A 20,451-nucleotide genomic window follows, 5' to 3' on the forward strand; every position below is an offset into this window, starting at 1 on the left:
TTTATTGCTTAAAGCCTTTAAGGCGGTCGTTCTCAGATTCAAGCACGCGAACCAGAGTCTTCAAGTCAGAAACCTCGTCTTTCAGTTGAAAGATCTGCTCTTCCTTTTCTTGAAGAATCTGCGTGTAAGCTTTCTTGAGTTCATTGAGAAGCTTGTTGGCGGCGGTCAAAATGGGCTCATCCTTGTTTGCCTTGACTGTTTTGTCCTGTAGGTCCTGAGCCTTCATTTCGTCTTTTGAAGAAGCAGACATAGTGTCGTTACCTTTCATCATTCCTTGATGAGCACCCACCAAAGCGAGGTCGCTTTCTTGGGAGGGGCGATGTACTCTTTGATGGGTACCCATCGGTTCGTCCATGATGAAGTACTTGCCGTCTTCAAATCGGAATCTGATGTCGTCAGCCTTGATTCTACGGCGGAGTGTGCTCACACTAATTTTGTATTTAGTGGAGTAATCCGTTAGCGGTAACCAAGAACCTACTGACTCTACGTGCATCAAATCCCCATTCAGACTTTTGGGGAAGGTGGTCAGCCCTACTCAGTCTGCGTAGTCAACATTATCACAGGACTTCGGTCTGTCAAATTTTGTATGAGTAGTTATTCAAAATAAGTTAATTTCAGGACCTTGATCTGGCTACTCAGGGCCTATTCAATGAAATCTAACTAGACTAAGGACTGAGTATGCAACCCTAGGTCATAGATTTTCTGTCATCAGCAAAGATTTCTTTGCGCCTTCTGCACAGAAATCCGATACTTAACTCTAGATTATGCGGATACGAGAAAAGAAAAAAGTGGCCCTAGTTCTTAGTGGAGGCGGCATTAAAGCTGCGGCCTTCCACATTGGCGTTTGCCTTGCCCTTCAAGAGAAGGGCTTTCGCTTTGCCGGCGGAACCAAGGAGATGGTGCGTCAGAATTTTGCCGATGAGGATCCTTTGACCATTCGTCTTTACGTTGGGTCTAGTGCCGGTGCCTTTGTCGCTTCGATTTTGGCGGCCGGGTATTCCGTGGAGTCTTTGATCAATGCCTTTCAAATTGGATCCGGCACCAATCCGTCTTTTGATAAGTCCGACCTGCGCTATCTAAAGCCCATTTCTTATCGTGATATTTTCAATTTGAATTCCAGCGGCCTTCTTAAGTTTATTCCTCGAACATTGATGGAAAAAGCCTTGGTCACTGGAGGGCTTGAGTCCCTTCTTAAAAATGGTCTCAAACTCAACGGACTCTTTTCCACAAAGGGGATGGAAAGCTATCTTCGTAAAGAGGTTCTCCTTGATAATGATTTCGCACGTTTGGGAGTGGGGCTTTTCATCATCGGAACTCAGCTCAATCATACGCGGAAGGCGATCTTTGGAAACTTCCCCGAGTCCTACAAAACAGACACAACGAAATATATCAATTATGCCACGATCAGCGACGCCGTGGCCTGCTCGACCGCGCTTCCCCCCGTCTTTGCCCCCTACGGCATTAAACGACCGGACGGAAAAGAGATCTATTATTATGACGGAGAGATCCGCGACACTCTTTCCACTCACGTCGCTGCGGACTATGGAGCTGACTTAGTCATTTCTTCGTATTCCATTCAGCCCTATCACTACACGGAAGAGATGGGCTCTTTGCATGACTATGGAATTCCTTTGATCGCCAATCAGGCTCTGTATCAGGTTGTTCAACAGAAGATTGCCCGTCATATCCAATATAAAAGTGACATTCGAGGGATCTACAACGCGGTCGATGGCTATTTCAAGCAGGCAAACTTACCGCCCGAACATCGCGATAAACTTCTTGAAATCATTCGGAATCGTGTGAACTATCGCCCCGAAGTCGATTATATCTATATTTCTCCGCGGCCTCAAAACTATGAAATGTTCTTTGTAGATCACTTCAGCTTAAATCCCGAGATCTTGGCGCGCATTGTTCGTATAGGCTTTAAGTCGGCCATCAATGCTCTTCGTCGTCACGACATCTAGACGAAAAAAAAGCCCCGGGAATTCCCAGGGCTTTTAAAATTTCTCAACCAGAACGTCCCTTGGATTAGAAGAGACTCTTTTCGACTGCAGTAAAGATAGGACCCGAAACAAATCCCATCAAAACAATCGCCAAAGCCATGACCACCGCCGTGACTGTTGTTGCATTCAAAGAATGCCCAGCCACTTCCGCCTGGCCCTCTTTCATGTACATAACAACGATGGGTCTAAGGTAGTAGTAAACACCGATCACAGAATTCACAACACCCCAAATCGCCAGCCACAAAAGGCCTTCGCCGATGGCTGCGTTGAATAGATAAAACTTACCGAAGAATCCCAATGTTGGAGGAATTCCCGCCAAAGACAACAGGAACACCGTCAAACAAAGCGCCAACATAGGTCTTTGTTTTGCGAAACCAGCAAGGTCATCAATATTTACGATATGGTTTTCTGACTTCTCAAGCATGCTCGCGATTGCAAAGGCACCCAAGGTCATCAAAGCGTAACTCAAAAGGTAAAAGATCACCCCTGAAGCTCCAAATGCGCCGTTATCGCTCACCCCCGCCGTAATCACACCCACCAAAATATAACCCGAGTGAGCCACTGAAGAATAAGCAATCATGCGTTTGAAATTATTCTGAATGATCGCTGCCGTGTTACCCACGATCATTGTGATGACCGCAAGCCATTGCAAGATATCAAAAAGCTGATCAGATCCCACCAAAGACTTCGTCGCAATCACGCGCAAGAACGCAGCAAAAGAAACTGTCTTTACCGCTGTCGCCATGAAGGCGGTGTGCGGAGTCGGCGCACCCTGATAAACATCCGGTGTCCAGGCATGAAATGGAGCAATTGAAACTTTAAAGCAGAAGCCTAAAATCACAAACGTGATACCGAACAAGAACAAACGGCTTGTTTGCACAAGGTCCGCTGCTTTATCCATGAAACCTAAGATGTTTGTTCCACCTGTAGATCCAAAGATGAAAGCCACTCCATAAAGAAAGATAGCCGAAGCAAAAGATCCCAAGATGAAGTATTTCAAAGCGGATTCTTTAGATAGCTTCTCTTCGTGACTCATGGCGATCATCAGATATAGCGCCAAAGACATCATCTCAAGACCGATGAAAACCATTAAAAGGTCTACAGCAGAAACCAAGATCAACATTCCCACCGCTGAACTCATCGCCAAGAAAATCAACTCAGAAAACTGTCTTCCTGTTGTTGCTGGATTCTCATACATCATGATCATCGCAGAACCTGCCGCAGCCAGGGCAATCACGCCCATCCACTGAGTCACGCCATCAAAAATAAGACCGTTATTAAATGCGGTCTTTCCTGCACCACCGAATACAATCAACAAACCGATTGCAACCACAATCCCAATAAGAGCCTGAGAAAGAGTCACGAGTGGATGTTGTTCACGATTGCCACGCAAAACTTTGGCCGTGATAGGAATCAAACTGGCCAAGAACAATGCGATCATCGGAGAAATCAACAGAATGTCGCTAAGACCGATATTGATGTTCATTTTAGTTATCTCCTTGAGCTTGCTGCACAGTCGTCGCGCCGGGCTCAACAATTGTCAGATTGTAGTTACTTCTGTTGTTCACCAAGTAATCGATGCTTGCTTTTGAGTAGTTCAAGAAATGGTTCGGGAAAAGACCCATCCAGAACACCATGATAACCATCGGAACAAGAACCGCAATTTCGCGAGCACTCAAATCATGAAGAGGATGGTGCTCGTCTTTAACAAGCTCTCCCTGCTCTCCAAAGAATACCCGCTTAAACATCCACAACATATAGACGGCACCCAAAACAACGCCCGAAATTGCAAAGTAAGCAAATACCGGCTCAGCCTTGAACGTCCCCAAAAGAATCAGGAACTCGCCCACAAAACCGTTCGTCAAAGGCACGGCAATTGAAGACAGGGTGATGATAAAGAAGAAGATCGTAAAGATTGGAAGAACACCGGCAAGACCGCCGTATTTAGAAATCTCACGAGAGTGCGTTCTTTCGTAGATCATACCAATCAAAATGAACAGCGCCCCCGTTGAAATACCGTGATTCAACATCTGGTACAAACCGCCGGCCATCCCGTAAGCGTTGAAAGCAAATAGACCCAACAAGATGTAACCCATGTGGGACACAGAAGAGTACGCCACCAGCTTTTTCACATCCGGCTGAACCATCGCCACCAAAGCTCCATAGATGATGCCTACGGTTCCGATCAGCATGAACAACCAAGCCCAGTACTCAGAGGCTTCGGGGAAAAGAGGGATCACCCAGCGCATAAAGCCGTAAGTTCCCATCTTCAACATCACGCCCGCTAGAATCACAGAGCCGGGAGTGGGTGCTTCAACGTGGGCATCTGGCAACCATGTGTGCAACGGGAATACCGGCACCTTGATCGCAAAGGCCAAAGCAAAAGCAAAGAACAACAATGTTTGAAGACTGAAGAATGTTCCGCCAACAAATGGAATTTGAAGTTTATAAAAATCCAAAAGGCTGGCGCTCATTTGGCCTGTCGCTTCCTGGGTCAGATACATCATATAGATGATCGCCACAAGCATCAGAACCGAACCCGCCATCGTATAAATGAAGAACTTCACTGTCGCATAGATTCTGCGAGATCCGCCCCAGATACCGACCATGAAATACATCGGCACAAGAGACAATTCCCAGAATACATAGAAGAAAATCGCATCCATCGCCAAGAACGTTCCCAGCATCGCTGTCTGCAAAACAAAAAGAGCGACATGGAAACCTTTGACTCTTTCAGAAATCGACGTCCAACTAGCTAGAATAATGATTGGAGTTAAGAATGTGGTCAGAAGAACCAGCCACAGCGAAATCCCATCAATACCCATGAAGTATTGGATACCGAATCTTTCGATCCACATGAACTTCTCAACCATTTGCAGACCCGCAGAGTTGGGATCAAACTGTTGGAAAAGTGCCAAGCTCAGAAGAAACTCGATCACAGAAAGACCCAAAGCCAAGTGACGAATCGTATTGGACTTCGGCCAAACTGCGACGATCAGAGCGAACAAAAGAGGTAGAAAAACAATGCTACTTAGGATCATACATTACCTCATGATCACAAATGAAAGTGCCACAACAACACCGATGCCAATGTACATCGCATACTGCTGCATATTTCCGGTTTGAGTAGAACGAACCATAGAGCCCATGCCTCGCATAAGATCCCCCGCCCAGTACGTCATCTTGTCAATGAAGTTGACGTCAACATAGTACCAAGTGCTGCGGCTTAGATTTACAAGAGGATTGATGATCGCTCCAAAATAGGCCTCATCGACGAAATACTTGTTATACACAAGGTTGTACACAGGCTTGATGCTTTCAGCGATCTTCTTTGGAGTCTCTGGAGACTTCACGTAGAACTGATAAGCCACGACCGCCGAAATCGCCGCCAAACCAACAGAAACACCTATTAGAGTCCACTCGGTGGTCGCATCAATCGCCTGCCAGCCAGGGATCGGAGAAATCACAGGGTGCAACCAGTGTTCCCACACATTAGGAATGTGGCCAAGGTGCTCGCCGATCACATGAGGAATACCGATCCATCCACCAATCACAGAAAGAACCGCCAACACAATCAAAGGAATTGTCATAAGCGCCGGAGACTCGTGCGGATGAACGTGACTTGGAACGCGGCTCTTACCCCAGAAGGTCAGCGCCATCAAACGAGTCATATAAAACGCTGTCAAGGTTGCGCCCAAAGCTCCGCACACCCATAAAACAGGTGAACCCAGTGGAGAGTTAAACGCGTAAGCCAGGATTTCGTCCTTAGAGAAGAACCCCGCAAATGGCGGAACACCGATAATCGCCAACCATCCCAAAAGGAACGTGACGTGTGTGATTGGCAGATATTTTTTGAGTCCGCCCATCTTACGAATGTCCTGCTCTTCGTGCATCGCATGGATCACAGAACCAGAACCCAAGAACATCAATGCTTTAAAAAAGGCGTGAGTCATCAAGTGGAACATCGCGGCCCCGAAAGCGCCCACTCCACAAGCCAGGAACATATAACCAAGCTGAGACACGGTTGAATATGCTAACACCTTTTTAATATCCCATTGGGTCATGCCGATAGTCGCCGCCAAAACAGCTGTTGCCGCACCAATAATGGCAATAACCATCATTGTATTTGGCGCCATGATAAAGAGCGGATTCAAGCGCACGATCATATACACGCCCGCCGTCACCATCGTCGCCGCATGGATCAGCGCTGACACAGGAGTTGGACCCGCCATCGCATCCGGCAGCCAAACATACAAAGGTATCTGAGCTGATTTACCGGTAGCACCAATAAACAAGAACATCGTTCCCAAAGTCACAGCACCCAACCAAGACGCCTCGGCAACGGTTGGAGCTAGTGCATTCAACTCAGAAAAATTCAAAGTGCCAAAAGAGATGAAAAGAACAAACATTCCCAGAAGGAAGGCCGCGTCGCCCACGCGATTTGTGATAAACGCCTTCATTCCAGCCGCTGCCTTTTCTTTGTCCGTGAACCAGAAGCCGATCAACAGATAAGAGCAAAGACCCACGCCTTCCCAGCCGACAAACATAACCAACAAGCTGTCACCAAGAACCAGCAACAACATGTTAAAGATGAAAAGGTTCAAGTATGCAAAATATTTTGCAGCACCCTTATCGTGGTGCATGTACCCGATAGAGAACAAGTGGATCAAAGTACCCACACCCGTGATCACCAAAATCATAATAGAGCTGATCTGGTCTACCACGAATCCAGCATTGATCTTAAACTTATCAACCGCCATCCACTCAAAGAAAGTGACGGCAATTTTGCGTGCCTCAGCGGGCATCGCCACAACATCAACCACCAACAAAACCGCAGAGATGAAAGAAATTGCTATTGCCGTCGTTGCGATCACACCTGCCAAGTTAGCAGAATGTTTTTTATAGCGAAGTCCGTTGATCAAAAAGCCAACGAAGGGACTCAAAATCAAAAGGGCCATTAAAAGAGAATGATTCACTGTCGACTCCCTTATCCTTTCAAATGCTCAAAGAAACGAATATTGACTTCGTTAAAGCGTTTAAAGATCGAAACCGCCAACGCCAAACCTACCGCCGCTTCTGCTGCCGCGATGGTCATTACAAAGAAGACCATGATGTGGCCATCTAAAATTCCCAAGAATTTACTGAAGGCGACAAAAGTTAAGTTCACAGAGTTCAACATCAACTCGATCGACATTAGGAGCACGATCACGTTGCGACGAAGAAGAACCCCCGCCATTCCAGTTACAAACAAAAGAGCCGCCAACACAAGATAGTGTGTCAGGCCGATATTACTAATGATCTCAGTGTTCATGTGTTCCACCTTTACTGCGCGCTAGAGCCACCGCTCCGACGGCGATAACAAGCAAAAGAATTCCCAGCGCTTCAAATCCAAGGATGTATTTAGAGAAAAGAATATTTCCCAAAGCCTTTGTTGATTCCATTCCGGTCCCAACAAGAACAGGGTTGTCTGTCGTTTTCTCATTCAAAAGCCCTACAGACATGGCAATCGCGCCGACAACCAATCCCGCCAGAAGCCCCACGGAGGCAATTTTAACTGCCCCTGTAAAACGACCGCGCGTAAAGGCCTGAAGATCTTTTTTCAAGTCGAAAAGCATGATCACCATGACAAAAAGAACCATCACGGCGCCGGCATAGACGATCAACTGAACACCAGCAATAAAGTAGGCGTTCAGAGTTACGAAAAGAGCCGAGATTCCAACCATCGTCATCGCCAAACAAAGAGCCGAGTAGATGGGGTTGGACATAAGAATGACGCTTAAGCCACTCACCAGAGTGACAATCGCCAAGAACCAAAAAAGAAAAGCATCTGCTGTCACGTTAAACTCCTCACAAAGATGCGATGTAGATCACGAACGCGGTTAAGATGGTGTTTGCTAAAGCCCAAGGAAGAAGCGTCTTCCATCCGAAGTCCATCAACTGATCGTAACGGAAGCGCGGAAGTGTCCAACGAACCCAGATGAAGATCCACAAGAAGACGGCAAACTTAGCAAAGAAAGACAAGAAATGCAGAAGGGCAACCAAGCCACTTCCGTAGCCAATTGAAGCTGCCCACTGTTGGACCTCTTGAACGGACACATAAGGAATTCCGTAACCACCAAAAAAGAACAGCGCCATCAAGCCCGAGGCGATCATCATGTGACCATACTCACCGATGAAGAACATGTTAAACTTAAATCCGCCATACTCCGTGTGGAATCCGGCAACAAGCTCAGACTCACCTTCAGCCAAGTCAAACGGCAAACGGTTGGACTCTGCAAACGCGGTGGTGAAGAACAAAAGTGCACCCAGCGGTTGATAGAAGATGCCCCAGTTCGGAAGCCAGCTTGCACTGATGGTGTGCCCAAAAAGAGTGAATGCCAAAGGCCCTTGCTGAGCCACCGTCATTTCAGTCAGATTGAATGTTCCATACAGCATAATCACGCCGACGATGGAAAGTCCCAAAGCCAATTCGTAAGAGATCGTCTGAGCACTCGCGCGCAAAGCACCCATCAAAGAATATTTATTCCCCGATCCCCAGCCGGCCATCAACAAGGTGTAGGCTGCCAAAGAAGAAATTCCCAAGATAAACACGATGCCAACACCAATGTCGTAACCTTGAACAAGAAACGTATACGGGCCCCAAGTAGAGCCGAACATTTCAAAGGCCCCCACCTGAATTGGCGTCGACATGGGGATCGCAGAAAACGCGACTGCTCCAGGAATCAACGCAAACACCGGAGCTGCGTAGTACAAAAACGGTTTGGCAGTATCGGGAACAAAGTTTTCTTTCGTCAAAAACTTCACCGCATCAGCCAAAAGCTGCATCAGTCCCAGAGGTCCTACGCGGTTTGGTCCCAAACGATTTTGAATGAAGGCGGATCCACGGCGCTCAAGCCATACCAAGATGGGAACTGATTGTACCATCATCAAAAAGATGACGACGAGTTTCAAACCATTCACGGTTATTTCAAAAATGTCTTTACCCATTCCCATTGATTAGTCCCATTCCAATGCTTTTGATTTTACTTCCCAGAACAATCCGAAGATGAAGATGCCGATAAAGACCATCATCGAAAAGAATACGAAAGTACCTTGACCGGAAGCGATGAACTCGCGGAAGGAGATGGCCCAAGGATACATAAAGATGATCTCGATATCGAAAAGGATGAAGAGGATTGCTGTTAGATAGTACTTAACAGAAACTTTCGTATCCTTCTTATCAAGCGCAGGAAGACCACACTCGTAGGGCTCATACTTAATGGGGTGATAAACTGGTTTGCCGCCCGTCTTGGACGCAACCCATACTAAAAAAGCTCCAAAAAGAGCGATGAAAATGACGATGAATATGACTCCACCGAGTGGCACTGGACCCTCCAAAGTTGTCGTTATTATTTGGATTTCAATTAGTTATATATGCGTCGTCACTGAAATCCAAGAAATATGAATGGAAACAAGGCGATAAGCGTGGCAAGATGAGCCACCTCATGAAAGCTGAATCAACTCACACAAGGCTTGAATCCATCCTGGAAAGAGCCTTCGAAACGACGCGTGGAAAAATTCAGGTAACCGGAGCCGCCTCTCCGCTTGCCCTAGCTTACTTTTTGTCACAGACATACTCTAAAAAAATCAACAGCTTGCCGCATCTAGTTGTTACGGGAAGTTCCCAAGATGCCCTCCGACTTCAGCAGCTTTTGGAGTTCTTTGACCCAACTCGTCAGTGCCATATTCTTCCCGCTTTCGATGTTTCACCGTACTCCGGTCTTTACCCCAACTCCCGGGTGACCTCAGATCGAATTCGTTTTTTGATCCGAGCCCAACAGGCCAAGGCCGGGGAAATCTTTATATCTTCTTCTGACGCGCTGATACAAAAATCTTTGCCCGCCCGAGTGCTTAAAGAGTTTTCTCGGCAGTTAAAATCCGGGGATGAACTTCCCGAAGATATCGCCGAATACCTTAACTCTCTGGGGTATGTTTCCGCACCGATGGTCGAAGACAAAGGCCAGTATGCCTTGCGTGGAGGCATCGTCGATCTGTTTCCTCCAACGGAAGATCATCCCGTTCGTTTGGATCTTTTTGGAGATCAGATTGAATCCATCAGGCACTTTCATGTCTCAGATCAACGAAGTGCTGACGAACTCAATTCCTTTTTGTTAACCCCGGCTCGCGAGATTTTATTTCGGGATGAAAATCATGAACGTCTTTTGCAGCGAGTTCGAGGAAGCCTTGAGGGTCGAAGTGTTGATAAGGCTGATGCCGAAGAGATGTTGCGCTCTTTGGTTTTAAAGAATTCGCTTCCAGGAATTGAATTTCTTTTGCCGTACTTCTATGGAGATCTTTCGACCCCTGTTGAGCATTTTTCTGGGGCTTTAAATCTTTGGTTCTTAGATCCCGTCGAAATTTCTCGCTGTGCGGATGAGGCCTGGTCCGAACTTAAAACAGACTTCGCCTCCAGTGAACGCCATGTGATTCGACCAGAAATGGATCTACTTTACTCGTCGTTTGAAAAGCTTTCTTTCCCGCAAAATTCACGGGAAATCTATTTTTCATCTTTAGAGTATTTTGAAGAAGAAAACTCTGCCGACACTCGCGTGGAGTATCGAACCGCCCTCACCCAAGACTTCACCAATCTCAGTCTTTCCAATCCCGTCGGCTCCGAGCTGTGGCTGCAAGCCGCGACCAATAAACTTCATCGCTGGAAAGAGGACGGCTATCGTTTATTTATCGGCACCAAAAATCAATCTCACATCGAAAGACTCAAGCTTATTTTCGACAAGTTAGGTCTTAAGATCGCCAAAACTGGCGACGACGAGTATCGCTGGGACTCTTGGCTCATGGAACAAGATTCCGACTCGCAACTTGTTCATGTCATTCCTCGCTATCTTTCTGAAAGTCTTCGTCTGGATGAAGAAAAGCTGATCTTTCTTCGTGATGAAGACTTTTACGGAAAAAAACAACGCGCACGAGAATCCACGGGCGCACAAGATTTCCAAAAACAAGCCAAGCGCCTTGCCTTCGGTGACTTAAAACCGGGGGATCTGGTTGCGCACATTAAACACGGTGTGGGCCAATATGAAGGCCTCAAGATCATGAACATCGGTGGTGTTGAGTCTGAATACATCCAAGTTGGCTACAAAGATAAAGACAAACTCTATCTTCCTGTCTATCGCGTGGGTCAGTTGCAAAAGTTCTCCGGTGCGGCCGCCACCACGGTCTTGGATAAACTCGGGGGAACGGCTTGGGAAAAGACCAAGGCCAAAGTAAAAGCTCACGTTCGTGACATCGCTGCGGACCTTCTGGCTCTTTATGCCAAAAGAGCCGAAATGCACAAGCCTCCTTTTACATTTAAAGATCAAGAAATCGAACTTTTCGAAAACAGCTTTCCTTATGAGGAAACGGAAGACCAGATGCGCGCCATCAACGACATCTTACGTGATCTTCGCTCTACGAAGCCAATGGATCGTTTGGTTTGTGGTGATGTCGGCTTCGGGAAAACGGAAGTCGCCATGCGGGCCGCTTTCTTTGCAGTCCAAGCCAAGAAGCAAGTGGCCCTTCTGGCGCCCACCACCGTTTTAACGTTCCAGCACTTTGAAACTCTTAAAAAGAGATTTGACGGGTGGCCTGTCGACATCCGCGTTCTGAATCGTTTTGTTTCGACGGCAGACACAAAAAAAACTTTGCAAGACCTGAAGGACGGTAAGGTCGATATTATCGTCGGCACCCACAAACTTTTGGGATCCGCGATTCAATATAAAGACTTGGGCCTTCTGATCGTCGATGAAGAGCAAAAATTCGGCGTCACTCATAAAGAAAAAATTAAAAAGTTAAAAACCAGCGTCGACACTCTGACCTTGTCGGCAACCCCCATTCCGCGCACTCTCAACATGGCCCTTGTGGGCATTCGCGACCTCAGCCTGATAAACACCGCTCCGGTCGACCGTCTTCCGACCAGAACCTTTGTCACAAAGTTCGACGAAGAAACGATTCGTAAGGCGATCACGGCGGAAATCTCTCGCGGGGGACAGGTCTACTTCATTCATAATCGCATCGAGTCCATTTATGGTTTGGCTGATGAAATTCGCCAGATCGTTCCCGAAGCCCGAATTCGAGTCGGCCACGGACAGATGGAGGAACACGAGCTTGAAAAGACCATGCTTGCCTTCTTCCATCACGAGATTGACGTTTTAGTTTGTACCGCCATCGTCGAATCGGGAATGGATGTGCCACGCGCGAATACGATGTTTATTGACTCCGCCCACATGTTTGGACTTTCTCAGCTTTATCAGTTGCGAGGGCGCGTGGGGAGAAGCAAAACCCGCGCTTATTGTTATTTGATGATGCCCAGAAATCGCAAACTCGACAAAGAACAACAAGAGCGTCTTAAGATCATTCAAGAAAACACCGCACTGGGAAGTGGAATTAAAATTGCCCAGTACGACCTCGAACTTCGCGGCGTCGGAAATATTTTAGGCGAAGAGCAGTCGGGACATATCAACTCTGTTGGTTATGAACTCTATATGGATCTTTTGAATGAAGCCCTCGCCGAAGCCAAGGGTGAAAAAATCGAGGATATGGATCTAGACCCTGAGATCAATCTGCGTATTCCGGCCATGATCCCGGATAACTATATTTCTGATATCCGTATTCGCCTTAGTTATTATAAAGCCTTGGCTGACATTACTTCTAACGAAGATCTTGATCGCATCGAAGAAGAATTGCGTGATCAATTCGGCGCCATTCCCGAACCCACTGTGAACCTGATGGGCCTTATGTTAATTCGCCGTCAATGTAAAGAGCTCGGCGTGCGCGACATCAGCGCGGGGGTTAAATCTGTCTCTTTGATCTTTACAGAGAAGACCAAGCTGAAACCCGAAACTGTTATTCAGTTGGCAATTCGTGAAAATAAAAAATACTCGCTGACCCCTGACAATCGACTCAATATCAAGCTAGCAACCATCTCTTGGTCCGCCGTTCACGAGGAGCTTGAGCAGCTGCTCAGACTCATCTAGCCTTGAAGCATCGCAATACAAAAAGGTACGGCGTACCCTCTAGAATTCGAGACGGAGACCGGCTCCATAGAGGAGATCGGTTTCGGTGTTGGGGTCATCCACGGCGCTGGTTTTGGCATACTGGGTTGCGTAGAGATCAATAAACGTGTTCTCAAGGCCCCAATTAAATGTTGTGTTCTTGGCCGTTTCGTAATCGATCCAATCAAGCTGTAATAGAACTCCAACGGTGTAGTTAAAACCCATTTGCGTTGTTGCAGAGAAGGAGTTGGTCGGGCTTTTCTCATCAAGACTCATCTGCCAAACAACCACACCGACATAAGGCGCTAAATACGGCTCATCTAAAATCATATCGGCCGTGTACTTCACTCCCACGCCGTATTTTGTAATACCAAGAGTGCGATCAGCGCCGCTGCGATTGTCGCTCAAGGTTCCTTTTCCCAGATCCACGCCAAGAGATAAAGAGCCCAGAATAAAATTATATTTGTAGTCCACACTCAAGTGAACAAGGGGGATGGGGCTTGTGCCGAAAAGTTCGCCGTATGACTTTCCATCTAAAGTTGAAATGAAATTTTTAAGATCTAATCCTTCATAGTCCAGACCAATATAGGCCCCATGATCCTCACGGCGCTCTTTGTAGGGCGCCAGATTGTCTTGATAGTGTTGCACTTCCACCAGCTCCAGAACCTCTTCCGCCTGGGCCTGTGACACCGAACAAGTCAGCGCCAATAGAACAATACAAACTTTTGATTTAAGACTTTGGTGCAATTTCATGCTGTCTCTCAAATCTCACCTATCTTCATAGGGAACGAGTGATACGCTATTCCTATGGGCAAGTATATCAGGGAAATTATTCAGATTTTGAGTCTAACTCTGTTGATTTTTGTTTTTCCCAACCTTGTACTAGCTGCCCCGACCAAACTCCCGGAGATTATCCAGCAAAAGATCACCCGCATGAGCCTTGAAGAAAAGGTGGGTCAGCTTTTTATCGTCGGATTTCCGCAAAAATCCGTCACACCCGAACTAGAAAAGTTTATCTCTACGTATCGACCCGGGTCTTTTCTGCTCTTTAAAAGAAATATTCAATCCATCGAACAAGTGAGCCAACTAAATACCGCTCTCTATCGCGCCAGCTTTAAACACTCTCGCCTGCCCCCTCTTATTGCCATTGATCAAGAGGGCGGATCCGTCTCAAGACTTCCGATTTCACCCGCGCCTCCGAATGCGCTCTCGATTGGACAAACTCAATCACCGCTGATCGCCGAAGAGCTGGGTTTTCAAACCGGGCTTTTTCTACGAGAGGCCGGCTTCAACATGAATCTTGCCCCAGTTTTGGATGTGGCCGATCCTTTTAGCGGAAGTTTTATAGGTGTTCGGTCTTTCGGTGCGGATCCTCATGTGGTGAGTGACTTAGGTGTGGCCTATTCCAAGGGTCTTCTCAGGGCTCGCGTGATTCCCACCGCAAAACATTTTCCCGGCACAGGAAATCTTCATGCCGATCCCCACGTCGGCATTGTTCAAAATCTGTCCTCTTTCGAGGCCCTCAAAACCCAAGATTTGAAACCTTATGAGGCTTATTCTTCGCTTGGAAAAAATGTCGCCGTCATGCTCTCTCACCTTATTTACCCAGCCTTAGATGACACACGTGAACCTGCCAGTTTTTCCAAGAAAATTTCCACCGGGCTTTTGCGAGATGATTTGAAGTATCAAGGGCTCGTAGTAACCGACGACCTTCAAATGCAGGGCTCTCGACAATTTCTTCGTCCAGAGGCCGCCGCCCTCAAAGCCCTTCAAGCCGGTGCCGACGTGGTGATGTTAACATGGTCGTTTAAAGATCAAGGGAAGGCTTTTGAGTTTGTGAAAGCGGCCATTAAACGAGGCGATCTTTCTGAAGACGATCTCAATCAAAAACTTCACCGCATTCTGACGGTGAAAGCCTTCGCAAATCTCTATCGCCGGGATCCGCAGCTTCCGTCTCTCCGTCAGGGTGTGTTGCTCACCTCACCCAAATATGCCGAACTTGAATCGACAGTCTTAGATCTGAACCTTAAGACAAACCTTTTACCGCGCGAGCTTCCTGCGAAAGAAGTTGCCCCAAGCCGAAAACCCGCTGCGACCTCGAAGGTTTGTGTTCTTTCCCCGTCTTCGACATTTATTCGATCCTTCCTCAATAGCTCACCACGAGTGACGGCTTCCAAACACCTCTCTGGATCGTTAAGCAAAGAAGAGGTTTTATTTTGGATGAAAGAAAATAAGTGTCCCCGATCACTGGTCACAATCACGGGAGTGAAGACGGCGGCCCTGGTGAAGTCTCTTCCTCGTGCCACCAAACAGCGTCTGGTTGTCGTGAATCTGGGAGCTCCACGTCTTTTAAAGGGCCAGCGCGATTACTTGCGCACGCTTCAGCTCTACTTCAATCACCAAGAGTCCGGAAAGAAAATCGCACTTCATCTAGAAGAAATCCTGGATTCATCAGCCAAGTCGTATGTTCTAAAATAAGATCTGCGTGGCGTACAAAACAAAAAGGGCCTTCATTGAGAAGACCCTTTTCGCTAATTATATTTTATTGAAAAACTATTTTTTTCCTTGAGCCGTAGCAACTTCGATTTTTGCTCTCGACCTTGCCCACTCACGTTGGAACTCAACCCAGTCTTCGTCAGAAATAAGTTCGTTCATCACTTTCTTCTCTGACTCCGCCAAGTAAGCTTTTGTTGCTTCGACGTCGATTTCCTCTGGCAAATCAGCAATATTTGCCAAAATGTTCACACCCTCAGGACTTACTTGGCAATAGCCCCAGCTGATCACTGCAAGCTCTTGTCTTTCTTTTCCTTTGATTTTCCATTTCATCACGCCAGTTTCCAGAGTCGTGATCAAAGGGGCGTGACCAGGAAGAATATTGAGTTCTCCCTTAAATGCAGGAACCGTCACCTCGTCAACCTCTTGACCAACAAGGATGCGTTTTTCCGGTGTCACGATAGTCAACTTAAACATATCTCAACCTTTCAGTGGCAAGCCCCCAAAAGGCTCGCCGCTTCTCAAGGTTGCAAGGATTAACCCTGCAACTTCTTCGCTTTCTCGATAACGTCTTCGATAGTTCCAACAAGGTAGAACGCTTGTTCAGGAAGGCTATCGTGCTTACCATCAAGGATTTCGCGGAAACCCTTAACGGTGTCTTTGATATCAACGTACTTACCTTGAAGACCAGTAAACTGCTCAGCAACGAAGAACGGTTGAGACAAGAAACGTTGGATTTTACGAGAACGAGATACAACAAGTTTATCTTCTTCAGACAACTCGTCCATACCCAAGATCGCAATGATGTCTTGAAGTTCGCGGTAACGCTGCAACAACGCCTGAACATCACGAGCGCACTTATAGTGCTCTTCGCCGATAACTTGAGGATCAAGAAGACGAGACGTCGACGTCAACGGATGAACCGCAGGGAAGATCGCCATCGCAGCGATATCACGATCCAAGTTTGTCGTAGCATCCAAGTGAGTAAATGTTGTTGCAGGAGCTGGATCCGTATAGTCATCCGCAGGAACGTAAACCGCTTGTACGGAAGTGATAGATCCTTTTTTAGTAGAGGTAATACGCTCTTGCAAAGCACCCATTTCAGTTGCCAAGTTCGGTTGGTAACCCACGGCTGAAGGAATACGACCCAAAAGGGCAGACACTTCGGCACCCGCTTGAGTAAAGCGGAAGATGTTATCAACGAAGAAAAGAACGTCTTGATTTTCAACGTCACGGAAGTACTCAGCGACAGTCAAACCTGTCAAAGCCACGCGCGCACGAGCTCCAGGAGGTTCGTTCATTTGTCCGAACACAAGAGCCGTCTTAGAGATAACTCCAGACTCTTTCATTTCACGCCACAAGTCGTTTCCTTCACGAGTACGCTCACCCACGCCGGCAAATACAGAGAAACCACCGTGCTCAGTTGCGATGTTACGGATCAACTCTTGGATAAGAACTGTTTTACCTACGCCCGCACCGCCGAACAAACCGATCTTTCCACCTTTTGCGTATGGCGCCAAAAGATCCACGACTTTGATTCCCGTCATCAACATTGCTGCTGAAGTCGCTTGGTCTTCGAACTTCGGAGCAGATCTGTGAATGCCCCAATGTTCTTTCGCATTTACTGGACCCATCTCATCGATAGGTTCACCGATCACGTTGATAATACGACCCAAAGCCTCACGGCCCACGGGCGCCGTGATCATTTTGCCAGTAGCTTCAACTTTTTCACCACGCACTAAACCTTCAGTTTGGTCCATTGCGATTGTTCTTACCACGCTGTCGCCCAAGTGCTGAGCCACTTCAAGAACAAGGTTGAATTCTTTTTCAGAGATAAATTTATTCGTTACACGAAGAGCAGAGTTGATCGCAGGAAGATCGCCGCCTTCAAACTCTACGTCCACTACGGGACCCATTACTTGTTTTACTTTACCGAATGCCATTATTCAGCTCCCTATTTAAGCGCTTCTGCGCCCGATACGATTTCAGTCAATTCTGTAGTAATTTTTTCTTGTCTCAATTTATTGTATGTCAGCGTGAGCTTATTGATCATATCTCGCGCGTTGTTTGTCGCGTTCTCCATCGCACTCATACGAGCACCATGTTCACCGGCCACAGACTCTGACATAGTTCTGTAAACTTGAAGATCGAAGTGTTTCACAAGAAGCTCTTTAATAATCTCCTCGGGAGCCGGTTCGAAAATCATGTCGACAGAGAAACTTCCCGCCTGATTGTTATCAACATTGAAAGCACTCAAACCCATATCGATAGGCAAAATGGTTTCACAAACAACAGCTTGGGAAATTGCAGACTTGAATTCGTTATAAACAATGCGAACTTCGTCGTAATGACCTTCTAAATAGTCATTCATTACTCGGCTCGCCACCTTAGAAGCCAACTCATAAGAGATGTCTTTATCAAGCTTCGTGATGTAATCAACCGGCTGGATACCTCTCTTAGTGAAATAGTCGTGAGCCTTGCGGCCAACGAACAAGAAGTCGACTTTTTCAAGCTTGTTCTTATTTTCGTTATAATAGTTTTCGGCGAACTTGTTGATATTGCTGTTAAAGGCTCCGCAAAGTCCTCGATCAGAGCTAATGACAACAAGTAAAACACTTTTTACTTGGTCTTTAGCTTCCATCAAAGGATGCGATACTTTTTTAGTTACAGCGATATCCGCAATCACCTTACGCAAAGTCAGAGCATAAGGACGCATATTAACGATGTTATTCTGCGCCTTTCTCAACTTCGCAGCAGATACGAGCTTCATCGCCTTCGTGATCTGCTGGGTGTTTTTTGTGGACTCAATCCGAGCCCGGATATCCTTCAAACTTGCCATCTAAGCACCAAATTACTTCTTAGTAGAAGGTTGGAATACAGCTTTAAACTCTTCGAGAGCCGCCAAAAGCGCCTTTTTAGTATCGTCCGCAATCGCTTTTTTCTCAGAAATAGTCTTAAGAATGTCGGCGTGCTTGTTCTTCAAGAACTCGATCATTTCCTTTTCATATTTCTTAACGTCTGTCTCAGGATAAGCATCAACAAATCCATTAGAAGCCGCAAAGATCATAACGATTTGCTCTTCAACTTTTACTGGAGAGTACTGACCCTGCTTCAACACCTCAACCAAACGACGACCACGCGCCAATTGTTGTTGAGTAGCTTTATCCAAGTCAGATGCAAAGGCCGCAAAAGCTTCCATCGCACGGAACTGTGCAAGTTCAAGCTTCATAGAGCCCGCAACTTGTTTCATCGCCTTGATTTGAGCCGCACCACCTACGCGCGATACTGATTTACCTACAGAGATCGCAGGACGGATACCTTTATAGAACAAGTCTGATTCAAGGAAAATCTGTCCATCTGTGATAGAGATTACGTTAGTAGGGATGTAAGCAGAGATATCACCCGCTTGAGTTTCGATGATCGGCAACGCCGTCAAAGAACCACCGCCCTTGTCTGCAGACAATTTAGAAGCACGTTCCAAAAGACGGCTGTGTAGATAGAACACGTCTCCAGGATACGCCTCACGTCCCGGAGGACGACGAAGAAGCAAAGATACTTGACGGTAAGCTTGAGCTTGTTTCGTCAAATCATCATAAACGATCAAAGCATGTCTGCCAGTATCACGGAAGTATTCCGCCATCGCTGTTCCAGAGTATGCAGCCAAGAATTGAAGTGGAGCTGGGTCAGAGGCATTGGCCGCGATCACAGTCGTGTACTCAAGAGCACCCGCTGCACGCAACTTTTCAACCACAAGAGCTACAGTCGATTGTTTTTGACCAATGGCTACGTAGAAGCAATGAACGCCTTGGCCTTTTTGATTGATGATGGTGTCAACCGCGATAGCTGTTTTACCTGTTTGACGGTCTCCGATGATCAACTCACGTTGTCCACGACCGATTGGCACAAGAGCGTCGATCGCCTTGATGCCCGTTTGAAGAGGCTCTTCAACAGGATGACGATATACGATACCAGGAGCTTTTAATTCAACGACACGACTGTGAGGAGTATTGATAGCACCACGACCATCGATTGCGTTTCCAAGAGCGTCAACAACGCGACCAAGAAGAGCTTCCCCAACTGGAACTTGAACGATTTTCTTTGTTCTCTTAACAGTGTCGCCTTCTTTAATGTGACGGTCTTCACCGAAGATAACCACGCCCACGTGACCTTCTTCAAGGTTCAATACCATTCCGAATACTTCACCAGGGAACTCAACGAGCTCGCCCGCCATAGCATTTTCAAGACCGTAAATACGGGCAACACCGTCCCCTACGGAAAGAACGCTTCCTGTTTCGCTTACTTCAATCTTTTTGTTGTATTGATTGATTTGTTCTTTGAGAACACGACTGATTTCGTCAGCACGAATTTGTGTTTCCATTGTTAGTTGGCTCTCCTGTTTAATTCTTCATTCAATTTTTTTAAATGCGTGTCGAGGCTATCATCAAAAGTCCATCCGCCAACTTGAGCGACAACGCCACCCAAAAGCTTAGGATCTTGTTCATAGGTCAATACGATCTTCTTGTTGAGGACCTTATTGATTTTCTGTTCGATCTCTTTTTGAGCCTCAGCAGATAGCGGCTGAGCAGAGCGAACCACTCCGCGAGTCACACCCTCTTCAAGATCCAAAAGTTCTTGAAAAGCAAGCGCCACCTGGTCAAGAACTCCCATGCGGTTCTTTTCAGACAGAAGAATCAGCGTATTCAACACTTCTTCTGAAAGACCTTTTCCCGTAAGAGCACCTTTCACGGCATTTACTTTTTGATCAGGGCTGATCATCGGATTTTCGAAATAGTTTTTAATAGATGCGTCTGATGAAAACGCAGCGGCAACTGTTTGCAACTCAGCAAAAGCTTTTGAGTGAACGCCTTTTTGCTTGGTCACTGCCAAAAGAGCTTTGGCATATCTTTTTGAAACTTCACTAGCTACCATGC

General features: G+C 46.7%; 17 protein-coding genes. 3 read left to right on the forward strand and 14 right to left on the reverse strand.

Features of this window, described 5'->3' with window-relative positions:
- Nucleotide 1: 1 nt before the first annotated feature.
- Nucleotides 2-427, reverse strand: coding sequence for a hypothetical protein (locus ACM64D_RS12895; RefSeq protein WP_415063634.1), 426 nt, complete (start codon nt 425-427; stop codon nt 2-4).
- A gap of 337 nt (nt 428-764) precedes the next feature.
- Between ACM64D_RS12895 and ACM64D_RS12900 the strand changes: the two genes are divergently transcribed.
- Nucleotides 765-1,964: a patatin-like phospholipase family protein gene (locus ACM64D_RS12900; protein ID WP_415063635.1), complete on the forward strand. Its 1,200-nt coding sequence runs from the start codon at nt 765-767 to the stop codon at nt 1,962-1,964.
- 64 nt (nt 1,965-2,028) lie between these two features.
- On the opposite strand, the gene ACM64D_RS12905 is transcribed toward ACM64D_RS12900, so the two are convergent.
- From ACM64D_RS12905 to ACM64D_RS12935, 7 genes are read right to left on the reverse strand one after another with little or no spacing between them, the layout of a single operon-like run.
- Nucleotides 2,029-3,489, reverse strand: a complete 1,461-nt coding sequence (locus tag ACM64D_RS12905) for an NADH-quinone oxidoreductase subunit N (RefSeq protein WP_415063636.1) — start codon at nt 3,487-3,489, stop codon at nt 2,029-2,031.
- Between the two features lies 1 nt (nt 3,490).
- Nucleotides 3,491-5,044, reverse strand: coding sequence for a complex I subunit 4 family protein (locus ACM64D_RS12910; protein ID WP_415063637.1), 1,554 nt, complete (start codon nt 5,042-5,044; stop codon nt 3,491-3,493).
- Nucleotides 5,045-5,047: 3 nt separating this feature from the next.
- The gene (gene nuoL / locus ACM64D_RS12915; RefSeq protein WP_415063676.1) at nt 5,048-6,961 is read right to left on the reverse strand and encodes an NADH-quinone oxidoreductase subunit L; all 1,914 of its coding nucleotides are present in this window, start codon (nt 6,959-6,961) and stop codon (nt 5,048-5,050) included.
- A gap of 29 nt (nt 6,962-6,990) precedes the next feature.
- A complete protein-coding gene (nuoK, locus tag ACM64D_RS12920) occupies nt 6,991-7,314 on the reverse strand; it encodes an NADH-quinone oxidoreductase subunit NuoK (RefSeq protein ID WP_415063638.1) in 324 nt (107 codons plus the stop codon).
- Nucleotides 7,304-7,840, reverse strand: a complete 537-nt coding sequence (locus ACM64D_RS12925; RefSeq protein WP_415063639.1) for an NADH-quinone oxidoreductase subunit J — start codon at nt 7,838-7,840, stop codon at nt 7,304-7,306. The genes nuoK and ACM64D_RS12925 overlap by 11 nt, the downstream gene beginning before the upstream one ends.
- A gap of 10 nt (nt 7,841-7,850) precedes the next feature.
- Nucleotides 7,851-8,990, reverse strand: coding sequence for a complex I subunit 1/NuoH family protein (locus ACM64D_RS12930; protein ID WP_415063640.1), 1,140 nt, complete (start codon nt 8,988-8,990; stop codon nt 7,851-7,853).
- A gap of 9 nt (nt 8,991-8,999) precedes the next feature.
- On the reverse strand, nt 9,000-9,368 hold the full coding sequence (locus tag ACM64D_RS12935) for an NADH-quinone oxidoreductase subunit A (RefSeq protein ID WP_415063641.1): 369 nt from the start codon (nt 9,366-9,368) through the stop codon (nt 9,000-9,002).
- 119 nt (nt 9,369-9,487) lie between these two features.
- Here ACM64D_RS12935 and mfd point away from each other — a divergent pair, with 119 nt between their 5' ends.
- Nucleotides 9,488-13,009 carry a transcription-repair coupling factor gene (gene mfd / locus ACM64D_RS12940; RefSeq protein ID WP_415063642.1) on the forward strand — a complete coding sequence of 1,174 codons (3,522 nt, stop codon included), beginning with the start codon at nt 9,488-9,490 and terminating at the stop codon, nt 13,007-13,009.
- A 39-nt stretch (nt 13,010-13,048) separates the two neighbouring features.
- Here mfd and ACM64D_RS12945 read toward each other — a convergent pair whose 3' ends face one another.
- Nucleotides 13,049-13,780: a hypothetical protein gene (locus ACM64D_RS12945; protein WP_415063643.1), complete on the reverse strand. Its 732-nt coding sequence runs from the start codon at nt 13,778-13,780 to the stop codon at nt 13,049-13,051.
- A 54-nt stretch (nt 13,781-13,834) separates the two neighbouring features.
- Between ACM64D_RS12945 and ACM64D_RS12950 the strand changes: the two genes are divergently transcribed.
- On the forward strand, nt 13,835-15,505 hold the full coding sequence (locus ACM64D_RS12950) for a glycoside hydrolase family 3 protein (RefSeq protein WP_415063644.1): 1,671 nt from the start codon (nt 13,835-13,837) through the stop codon (nt 15,503-15,505).
- 75 nt (nt 15,506-15,580) lie between these two features.
- On the opposite strand, the gene atpC is transcribed toward ACM64D_RS12950, so the two are convergent.
- From atpC to atpH, 5 genes are read right to left on the reverse strand one after another with little or no spacing between them, the layout of a single operon-like run.
- Nucleotides 15,581-15,997: an ATP synthase F1 subunit epsilon gene (atpC, locus tag ACM64D_RS12955; RefSeq protein ID WP_415063645.1), complete on the reverse strand. Its 417-nt coding sequence runs from the start codon at nt 15,995-15,997 to the stop codon at nt 15,581-15,583.
- A 59-nt stretch (nt 15,998-16,056) separates the two neighbouring features.
- Nucleotides 16,057-17,463 carry a F0F1 ATP synthase subunit beta gene (gene atpD, locus ACM64D_RS12960; RefSeq protein WP_415063646.1) on the reverse strand — a complete coding sequence of 469 codons (1,407 nt, stop codon included), beginning with the start codon at nt 17,461-17,463 and terminating at the stop codon, nt 16,057-16,059.
- An 11-nt stretch (nt 17,464-17,474) separates the two neighbouring features.
- A complete protein-coding gene (gene atpG / locus ACM64D_RS12965) occupies nt 17,475-18,359 on the reverse strand; it encodes an ATP synthase F1 subunit gamma (RefSeq protein WP_415063647.1) in 885 nt (294 codons plus the stop codon).
- Nucleotides 18,360-18,371: 12 nt separating this feature from the next.
- Nucleotides 18,372-19,898: a F0F1 ATP synthase subunit alpha gene (gene atpA / locus ACM64D_RS12970; protein ID WP_415063648.1), complete on the reverse strand. Its 1,527-nt coding sequence runs from the start codon at nt 19,896-19,898 to the stop codon at nt 18,372-18,374.
- Nucleotides 19,899-19,900: 2 nt separating this feature from the next.
- The gene (atpH, locus tag ACM64D_RS12975; protein ID WP_415063649.1) at nt 19,901-20,449 is read right to left on the reverse strand and encodes an ATP synthase F1 subunit delta; all 549 of its coding nucleotides are present in this window, start codon (nt 20,447-20,449) and stop codon (nt 19,901-19,903) included.
- Nucleotides 20,450-20,451 lie beyond the last annotated feature (2 nt).

Source organism: Bdellovibrio sp. (genome assembly GCF_047637665.1).
GTDB lineage: Bacteria > Bdellovibrionota > Bdellovibrionia > Bdellovibrionales > Bdellovibrionaceae > Bdellovibrio.

Excerpts from the sequence above, each read along its gene's own strand:
- ACM64D_RS12900 (WP_415063635.1), top strand. The coding sequence starts at position 765 with ATGCGGATACGAGAAAAGAAAAAAGTGGCCCTAGTTCTTAGTGGAGGC.
- ACM64D_RS12905 (WP_415063636.1), bottom strand. The coding sequence starts at position 3,489 with ATGAACATCAATATCGGTCTTAGCGACATTCTGTTGATTTCTCCGATG.
- ACM64D_RS12910 (WP_415063637.1), bottom strand. The coding sequence starts at position 5,044 with ATGATCCTAAGTAGCATTGTTTTTCTACCTCTTTTGTTCGCTCTGATC.
- nuoL (WP_415063676.1), bottom strand. The coding sequence starts at position 6,961 with ATGGCCCTTTTGATTTTGAGTCCCTTCGTTGGCTTTTTGATCAACGGA.
- nuoK (WP_415063638.1), bottom strand. The coding sequence starts at position 7,314 with ATGAACACTGAGATCATTAGTAATATCGGCCTGACACACTATCTTGTG.
- ACM64D_RS12930 (WP_415063640.1), bottom strand. The coding sequence starts at position 8,990 with ATGGGTAAAGACATTTTTGAAATAACCGTGAATGGTTTGAAACTCGTC.
- mfd (WP_415063642.1), top strand. The coding sequence starts at position 9,488 with ATGAAAGCTGAATCAACTCACACAAGGCTTGAATCCATCCTGGAAAGA.
- ACM64D_RS12945 (WP_415063643.1), bottom strand. The coding sequence starts at position 13,780 with ATGAAATTGCACCAAAGTCTTAAATCAAAAGTTTGTATTGTTCTATTG.
- ACM64D_RS12950 (WP_415063644.1), top strand. The coding sequence starts at position 13,835 with ATGGGCAAGTATATCAGGGAAATTATTCAGATTTTGAGTCTAACTCTG.
- atpC (WP_415063645.1), bottom strand. The coding sequence starts at position 15,997 with ATGTTTAAGTTGACTATCGTGACACCGGAAAAACGCATCCTTGTTGGT.
- atpD (WP_415063646.1), bottom strand. The coding sequence starts at position 17,463 with ATGGCATTCGGTAAAGTAAAACAAGTAATGGGTCCCGTAGTGGACGTA.
- atpG (WP_415063647.1), bottom strand. The coding sequence starts at position 18,359 with ATGGCAAGTTTGAAGGATATCCGGGCTCGGATTGAGTCCACAAAAAAC.
- atpA (WP_415063648.1), bottom strand. The coding sequence starts at position 19,898 with ATGGAAACACAAATTCGTGCTGACGAAATCAGTCGTGTTCTCAAAGAA.
- atpH (WP_415063649.1), bottom strand. The coding sequence starts at position 20,449 with ATGGTAGCTAGTGAAGTTTCAAAAAGATATGCCAAAGCTCTTTTGGCA.